2 protein-coding genes and 1 pseudogene are annotated in these 1,377 nt (G+C 64.3%); all 3 read left to right on the forward strand.

Annotated features, from left to right (window positions below):
- Positions 1–106 (forward strand): annotated as a pseudogene (locus EN749_RS39680) (competence/damage-inducible protein A); the annotation flags it as partial.
- 81 nt (positions 107–187) lie between these two features.
- Positions 188–1,021 (forward strand): universal stress protein, encoded by an 834-nt coding sequence (locus EN749_RS35805; protein WP_127272270.1) that lies wholly within the window; start codon positions 188–190, stop codon positions 1,019–1,021.
- A 133-nt stretch (positions 1,022–1,154) separates the two neighbouring features.
- The coding region (locus EN749_RS35810; protein WP_281061951.1) for a phosphoribosyltransferase family protein at positions 1,155–1,377 on the forward strand (223 nt) is incomplete at its 3' end.

The raw sequence follows: 1,377 nt of genomic DNA on the forward strand, positions 1-1,377 counted from the left end.
GTTCTGGACCGAACTGGTCGTGCGTGCCCGCAGCCAGGAGGCGCTGGACGCCGCCCGCGCCGATGTCGAGGCGATGGTCGCCGGCTTCGCCAGCAATCCCGGCTGATCTGGTCCAGACCGGAACAAAGCACGACGCTGCAACGTTTCCCCGGCACGAGTTCACCAGCTCGTAAATCGAGGGATTGTCATGCGATTCAAAACCATCGTCGCCATTCTGCAGAACGAGCAGGACGCCGAGCGCGTGCTCGACTGCGCCATTCCGCTCGCCACCCGGTTCCAGAGCCATCTGGTCGGCATCCACGCCGAAACGCTTCCCGTGCCCTACACCTCTGCCACAGGCTTTCCCGACACCGAATTCCTGCAGGTTTCGGCAGATATGAACCGGGAACGGGCCGAGAAATTAAAGGCGCTGTTTCTCAGGCATATCGAGGATTCCGGTCTTTCCTTCGAGTGGCGAAGCCTGGAGAGCTTTTCGGGTGACAGCGCGCTGACCGGGATTTCGAGCGTGCGGGCCGCCGACCTGATCATAGCGGCGCAGCGCGAAACGGGCGGCGATTCCAGCGCGGACGTAGACACGCTGGTCTACGATGCCGGCCGGCCGGTGCTGGTGGTGCCGCACGAGGGTCCGCTGATCACCACCTTCAAACGCGTCTTGCTCGCCTGGAACGGCAGCAAGGAAGCGGCGCGGGCCGCCTTCGACGCGCTGCCCTTCATCATCGAAGCCGAGAAGACTGACATATTGGTTATCGACCCTCCTGAAACGCTCGACGACAGCCCGGAGGCCGCCGGCGCCGAAATCGCGTCGGCGCTGTCGCGCCACGGCGCCACCGTCAGCGTTTCGGTGCAGCAGTCGGGCGGCAATTCGGTCGATGACATCATCCAGACCAGAATCGCGGAAACCGGCGCCGATCTGCTGGTGCTCGGCGCCTACAGCCACTCATGGCTGCGTCAGCTTCTGTTCGGCGGCGTGACACGCAGCGTGCTGCGCACCGCGCCGGTGGCGGCGTTCCTGTCGCGGTAGGTCCACAGCGATCGCTGGGCCTTGCCTTTGCCAAGGCCCCTTGCTCTTGCCAAGATGGGGGCTTTCCAGCTAATTCCGCGCGCATTCCCCTGTTTTCCTGCGCGCGATCCCCGCGTGCTGTGGAGTGCGCGACATGTCCCTTCCCGAAAAAGCCTTTCCGGTCTCCTGGGACCAGTTCCATCGCGACGCCCGGGCGCTCGCCTGGCGGCTTGCCGGCGCCAACAAGGGACAATGGAAAGCGATCGTCTGCATTACGCGAGGCGGGCTGGTTCCCGCGGCGATCATCTCGCGTGAACTCGGTATCCGCGTCATCGAGACGGTCTGCGTCGCCTCCTATCACGACTATACCAGCCAGG

The organism is Mesorhizobium sp. M7A.F.Ca.ET.027.02.1.1, assembly GCF_004022985.1.
GTDB lineage: Bacteria > Pseudomonadota > Alphaproteobacteria > Rhizobiales > Rhizobiaceae > Mesorhizobium.